Here is a 6,856-nt window from a genome sequence, read left to right as displayed (position 1 = left end):
TCGCTGTCTTGCGACAACTTCTATATCATAGCAAGTTAAGTAAAAACTGTCAAGATTTAATTTTTTTAATTTAATTTTGACGTCGTACTAACTCGCGACAAGAAATATCATACCTTGAATTAACTTTTTGGTCAATACTTTTTTTAAAAAATTTTTTAATGTTAAAATTTCAGGTCTAACTAGCAACAGCAACATTTGTTCATCCGTTTTCGATTTAAAAATCAAATAACTTTTTCTTCAATAATTTTATCGCCATTTTTAATGGTATATCTGCCTCTAGCTGTTGTGCTAACTGCCAAAAAGCAGCTGGAAAAAAGTCTTAAAAATTAAAAAGTGCCAGAAAATCATGCTGCTGAAAGCATTGATTTCTAACACTTCTTTATGGTTATTTTCTAGGTTCTAGCTAAAAAGTTAATTTTTTCCCAGCCTCTTCAAATTTAATCAACTGATTTTAAGGCTTCTAGCATATCGACCCGCTTTAAAATATGATTTACCAAGAGTCCTAGTAAGAAGAGAATGACAATAATTGCCACCGTTGGTACTAAATAAACATATAGCCCCACACTAGGATTGAACATGATTTGATCAGAACCAATTATACCTAAGATTAACTTATGGAGGTAAAAACCACCCACTAGACCAACGATAATTCCGACAAACGATAGTGTAATGGTTTCACGATAAATGTACATAGTAACTTCCTTGCTATGGAAACCAAGCACCTTAATCGTTGAGAGTTCTCGAATTCGTTCAGAAACATTGATGTTAGTCAAGTTATACAAGATAACCACTGCTAATAATACCGAAAGGATAATTAAAATAATCATTACCGTCTGCAAAGATCCAGCCACCTTATTTAGTTGTTGAACAGCGGAGTTATTTTGTGAAACAACACCGACTGCTGACATTTTCAGCAGATGTGCAGCCGTATCTCCAGCAGGGCCGAGACGATTATCCTTAAGCTTAACTAAACTAGCATTCGTCTGATAATCCTTGCCCGTCAAAATACGATAATAATCCGCACTCATGTAGATAAAGTGGGCTGCATACATTTCCGTAATCCCTGCCACCTTGATTTGGCGTTGCTTACCGGCTAACTTTAAGTTAATCGTTTGACCAGGTTTCACGCCATAAAGATTGGCCAATTTCTCACTCAAGATTATGCCCCGATTATTTAATTTTAAAGCCTGACCGTTACTACGTTGGCGTAAATTAACATACTTGGCAAAACCTTGGGGCTGACTGATAATCAGATTAATATCTTGCTTATCACTGACCCCGGAAATTTTTTCTTCCAATGTTTCCAACTGTACCGCGCGACGACCTGTTGCCTTTTGATTAAGGTAAGTCGCTACTTTCGCTTTTTGAGCCTTCGTAGCCTGCGGATTTTCTACCACAATTAGGTTGTATTTAAGAATCTCTTGAAACTGACTGGTCGAAACGCCAGAAATCGAAGCTTGAATTCCAAGCCCTGCGAAAAGCAAAGCCACTGAGCCAGCCACCCCAAAGATGGTCATTAACATCCGTTGTTTATAACGAAAAATATTACGTGCGGTTACCTTTTGCGTAAAGGAGAAACGTTTCCAAATAAAGCTCATTCTTTCCAAGAAAATCTTGGATCCAGCAACAGGGGGCTTAGCTTGTAACAGATGGGCTGGTTGCTCACTTAAATCGCGACGGGCCACTAAATAAGCTGGTAAAACTGCTGAAAATAGTGCTGCCATAAAGGCAATGATAATGTAGTTAAGGTGGAAGTATAGCTTAGAAGCCCCCACCACCGTACCGGCAGTCACGATCTTACCAATAATGGGCGATAAACCATAATTTCCGACCATAATCCCAATCGTGGTTCCGAGAAAACTTGTTACCAAACCGTAGAGGACAAATTTCATCACGACTTGATGTTTAGTGTAACCTAGAGCCCGAAAAAGTCCCACATTGCCCCTTTCTTCGTCGACAAAACGTGTCATCGTCGTTAAAGTTACCAGCGCTGCCACCAAATAAAGCACCAGTGGGAAAATATCACCGACGGCAGAAATACTAGAGGTCGCCGTTGCATAAGTGCTATAGCCATTTCCTCCAGGAAGAGTTTCCCGATTGTAGACCGTATACGTTGGCTTCGCCATTGCTTCAATTTGTCTTTGACTCACTGCTAACTTAGCTTGAGCCTTAGTCACTTCGGCTTGCCTTTGACTCACATCAACTCCTAAAGCCTGAGCTTGGGAAATTTGAGTTTCTAACGCCCGAATTTGAGCTTGGTTAGTAGCTAATTTTTGGCGGGCACTTGCCTGTAATTCATGCAAACGCTTGGTACCGTTATCTTTTAAGGTCGCCTTGAGTTTAGCTTGGTCTTTTTTTAAATTAGCCTTGTAAGTATCGGTATAATAAGGATCGTTCAAATTTGTAAAACGCACCCGTGCCAAGCCATAAAGATTCGTTTCGAAGGCCCCAGCAGTTGTCACAGCATAAGCTTGCAACTCACCGGTTCCGACACTAGAAGAACCGAGATTTTCCTCCGACCAAATTTCCGCTGATTTAATGAAACCAACTACCGTAAATTGTGTCCGCTTAAGACTATCATTCTTCCCGCGATCAAAACTAATCTTATCACCTAAATGATACTTACCCCGCAACTTTTCCGCCAAAGCAATTTGATTAGCCTTTTGAGGAAGCTTGCCAACTACCACTTGATCTTGCGAAATGTACTGACTCTTGGAAAAAATCCGCACTGCCTGGTTAGTCTTTTTTATCGTTACATCTTGTAATTTAACAGCCTCGACTTGGGCACCCTTAACTTTTTTGAGTTCTTGGACATCTGTTTTAGTTAGACCATAATCAGACATCACCATTAAGTCCGCCATCTTAGTTTGTTCAATATATTTTTGTCCAGTAGCTTCCATATTAGGGCTAACGACTTTCAAACCAATTAAGGTCGTTGCTCCTAAAGCTAATAGGAAGACAATTGATAAAGTCCGACCCCAGGAAGCTGAGAAGGATTGGCGGACATCTTTCCAGTATTTTTTCTTACTCATCATAGCCCCCTAGTATTCCAAAATCGCAATATCTTGAGGATGCGCGTTAAGTTCAACCTTTTGCACGGTAGCATCTCGCATATGAATCACCCGGTCAGCAATCGGTGCCAAAGCCCCATTATGAGTTACAATCACTACCGTTGCCCCGTTTTTGCGGGACATGTCTTGAAGAATTTTCAAAACTTGCTTCCCCGTTCGATAATCCAAAGCTCCAGTCGGTTCGTCACATAAAAGCAACTTAGGCTGTTTAGCCACAGCCCGTGCAATAGAGACTCGTTGTTGCTCCCCTCCGGATAGTTGCGCTGGGAAATTATCGATTCGAGCTTCCAGACCAACCTCCTTGAGAACTTCTACTGGATCTAAGGGATCCGCCACAATTTCAACCGCTAATTCCACATTTTCTTTGGCTGTCAAATTAGCCACCAAATTGTAAAATTGGAAAACAAATCCGACATCCGTTCGTCGGTAATCCGTTCGTTGGCGATCGTTGTAGGTTAAAATATTCGTCCCGTCAATGATGACCTGCCCTTCATCGCCGGTATCCATTCCTCCCAAAATATTAAGCAAGGTTGATTTCCCAGCCCCCGAAGAACCTAAAATAATAACCAGTTCACCCTGGTTAATTTCGAAATTGACCTCCCGATTAGCTTCAATCACATTTTCACCCATATGATAACGTTTAGCTAAATTTTTGACTTCAATATATGCCACCAACATCGCCTCTTTTTCTTTGTATTTACATACTAATAATATCCTAGCGTCAAGCTGGCTTCAATTACTTTTTACAAGTAAAATTGAAAATTCCTTAGTGTTAATCATGAATGATTTGCAGGAAAGGTTCAGGGAAAATACCAATCAAAATAATTGACACACTAAAAGAAAGCGCTTTATAATATATGTGAAATTTATATCAAGGAGGAGTTTCTCTATGACTGATTACAAATTTTTAGAACCTTATACTTTAAAAAACGGGGTCACACTTAAAAATCGCGTTGTTATTCCACCAATGACTGAAGGATCTGCTTTGGCGGATGGTTCAGTATCTGATCAAGAACTTAAATATTTCCGCCAAAGAGCCGGTGGGGTTGGTATGTTCATTTCACCAGTTGCTAATGTTAATAATCTCGGTAAAGGATTTCCTGGTGAATTAGCGGTTACTGATGATGCTTTCATTCCACGTTTAAGAGAAATGGCTTCAGCAATGAAGTACAATGGTACGAAAGCCATTTTGCAAATATTCTCCGCAGGTCGAATGAGTAATTCTGCAGTTCTAGGGGGCCAACCTCCAGTAAGTGCTTCTGCGGTTCCTGCACCACGTGAAGGTTATGAAACACCACGAGCTCTAAGTGAAGAAGAAATTGAGCAAACAATCAAAGATTTCGGCCAAGCAGTAAGACGAGCAATCCAAGCTGGATTTGACGGTGTTGAAATTCATGGTGCTAACACTTATTTAATTCAACAATTCTTCTCTCCCCACTCAAATAGAAGAACAGACAAATGGGGTGGCTCTCTGGAAAATCGAATGCGGTTCCCATTAGCGGTTGTTGATGAAGCCTACAGAATTATTGAAGAATATGCTGACCGACCATTTATTTTAGGATATAGAATTTCTCCTGAAGAAATTGAAGAACCGGGAATTAGGTTAGATGATACCTTGAAGTTAATTGATAAATTAGCAGATAAACCATTGGATTATCTCCATGTTTCTATGGGCTATGTATTCCGAACTTCTCTGGTTGATAAATCAGATGAAGAACCAATTATTTATAAGATTAAAAAACAAGTTAATGGACGTTTACCGTTAATTTCAGTGGGGAGTGTTGAAACGCCACAGGAAGCAGAAAATGTAATGGATGAAGGCATTGAATTAGTGGCAATTGGTCGTGAATATATTCGTGAACCTCGTTGGATTGAAAAAGTAATGGACAACGATGAAGGGGCTATTCGTTATACATTATCACCTTCAGATTTGGAAGATTTAAATATCTCCCCTGCTTACTGGGATCTCTTACAAAATACATTCCATTCTTTAATGCACATTAGTAACGACCCCGACGATACAGACCCAACCCGTTTCAAAAATCAGTTGGCGCCACACGAAGGGGTTCAAGATTAATCGTTAGAAATCAGCTCGTCGGGGCTGATTTTTTATGTATAATTTTCCAACGCCTCCATACAAAATGAAAGAACCAACTGAATCATCAAGAAGGACGTAGATTTTCAAAAAAGTTGCCAAAAGTGGTATAATAAATTTAACGAAACCTAGAAAGTTGGTGCTTTATGTCAACTTATGTCGCCATTGACTTGAAATCCTTCTATGCTTCGGTGGAGTGCGTGGCTTTAGGCCAAGACCCCCTAGACTTTAACCTTGTGGTAGCTGATAATCGTCGTTCCGATAAAACTATTTGCCTGGCAGTGTCTCCCGCCTTAAAACAATTAGGAGTTTCCGGTAGACCACGCCTTTACGAGGTTAAACAGAAAGTTCAAGACCTAAACTATCAACGTTACCGGCAAGTAGGACGACTTTACGCTAAGAGTCCATATTTACATGTGCTGAAGAAAAATCCGCGGGCCAAGTTGATTTTCAAGTTGTACCTCCACGGATGCAACATTATCTAGAAAAGAGTTCGGAAATCTACGAAATTTATTTACGCTACATAGCTCCGGAAGATATTCACGTCTACTCCATTGATGAAGTCTTTATGGATGTTACCAACTACTTGGAAACCTACAAGCTCACGGCCAAAGAATTAGTTAAGCAGATTATTCTTGATATTAAGGAAGAAACGGGAATTACCGCAACAGCGGGCATTGGCGAAAATATGTATTTGGCCAAGGTTGCCTTGGATATTGTGTCTAAGAAATTCAAGGCTGACAAAGATAGCGTGCGGATGGCGCAACTTTCGCAGCAGCACTACCGTCAGTATTTATGGGCCCACCAACCCTTGACAGATTTTTGGCGCGTTGGTCGGGGCTATGCCAAGCGCTTGGAAAAACTCGGCCTTCAGACGATGGGCGACATTGCCCGTTGCTCACTAGGAACACTTTCTGACAAGATGAATGCCGAGGTGCTTTACCAGGAGTTTGGCAAAAATGCCGAACTTCTAATTGACCATGCTTGGGGCGAAGAAACGACGACGATTACGGATATTAAGGCTTATCAACCTAAGCGCCACAGTCTTGGTTCGGGCCAAGTCCTGATGCGTCCTTATAGTTTCCAAGAAGGATTGGTAATTTTACGGGAAATGTCGGATAACTTAGCCTTGGATTTAAACCGCAAAAAGCTGAAAACTAAGCAATTAACCCTGACAATTGACTATGATGTTAAGAATTTAAAACAAGGTTATCAAGGAGCTTTAGCCACGGATTACTATGGCCGGGCGTTACCCAAACATGACCACGGGAGCTATAATTTTGAACGCTATACCGACCTACAAAGTCAGTTATTCAAGGGTTTTAAAGAGATTTATCAGTGCCAAGTAAACCCGAAAATGCTAATCCGAAAAATTACCGTGGTGGCCAGCGATGTCATGCCAGCTGAGGCAGCTGATCGGGTGCAAGTCAGTCAACAGTTAGATTTATTTGCTGATTTTACCCAAGCCGAAACGCCCAAGAATCTTGAAACTGAAAATAAAGAGCACCAACGTCAAGAAATCGTGAATAACTTGCGGGAACGTTTTGGGAAAAATGCCATCATCAAGGCCAGTAGTCTTTTGGAGGAAGCAACAGGCAAGCAAAGAAATAATCAGATTGGAGGACATCAGTCATGAGTAAGCTCTTTCCGTCAACGGAACGCTATCGGGATATGTGGGACCTGCCAACGC

General features: G+C 40.8%; 3 protein-coding genes and 1 pseudogene. 2 read left to right on the top strand and 2 right to left on the bottom strand.

The features are described from left to right. Positions 1-437: 437 nt before the first annotated feature. Together JCM10991_RS10960 and JCM10991_RS10955 are read right to left on the bottom strand one after the other, a co-directional pair. A complete protein-coding gene (locus JCM10991_RS10960; protein ID WP_025021508.1) occupies positions 438-3,032 on the bottom strand; it encodes an ABC transporter permease in 2,595 nt (864 codons plus the stop codon). A gap of 9 nt (positions 3,033-3,041) precedes the next feature. Further along, positions 3,042-3,743 (bottom strand): ABC transporter ATP-binding protein, encoded by a 702-nt coding sequence (locus tag JCM10991_RS10955; protein WP_025021507.1) that lies wholly within the window; start codon positions 3,741-3,743, stop codon positions 3,042-3,044. Positions 3,744-3,960: 217 nt separating this feature from the next. Here JCM10991_RS10955 and JCM10991_RS10950 point away from each other — a divergent pair, with 217 nt between their 5' ends. Together JCM10991_RS10950 and JCM10991_RS13880 are read left to right on the top strand one after the other, a co-directional pair. After that, positions 3,961-5,148 carry an NADH-dependent flavin oxidoreductase gene (locus JCM10991_RS10950; RefSeq protein WP_023859152.1) on the top strand — a complete coding sequence of 396 codons (1,188 nt, stop codon included), beginning with the start codon at positions 3,961-3,963 and terminating at the stop codon, positions 5,146-5,148. 164 nt (positions 5,149-5,312) lie between these two features. After that, positions 5,313-6,802 (top strand): annotated as a pseudogene (locus JCM10991_RS13880) (Y-family DNA polymerase). Positions 6,803-6,856: the final 54 nt, after the last annotated feature.

The organism is Ligilactobacillus equi DSM 15833 = JCM 10991, from assembly GCF_000615765.1.
Classification (GTDB): Bacteria; Bacillota; Bacilli; order Lactobacillales; family Lactobacillaceae; genus Ligilactobacillus; species Ligilactobacillus equi.
Note: the sequence above shows the minus strand (reverse complement) of the source record. Positions and strands in the feature narration are given on the sequence as shown.

Coding starts and splice junctions, on each gene's coding strand:
- JCM10991_RS10950 (WP_023859152.1), top strand. CDS start 3,961: ATGACTGATTACAAATTTTTAGAACCTTATACTTTAAAAAACGGGGTC.
- JCM10991_RS10960 (WP_025021508.1), bottom strand. CDS start 3,032: ATGAGTAAGAAAAAATACTGGAAAGATGTCCGCCAATCCTTCTCAGCT.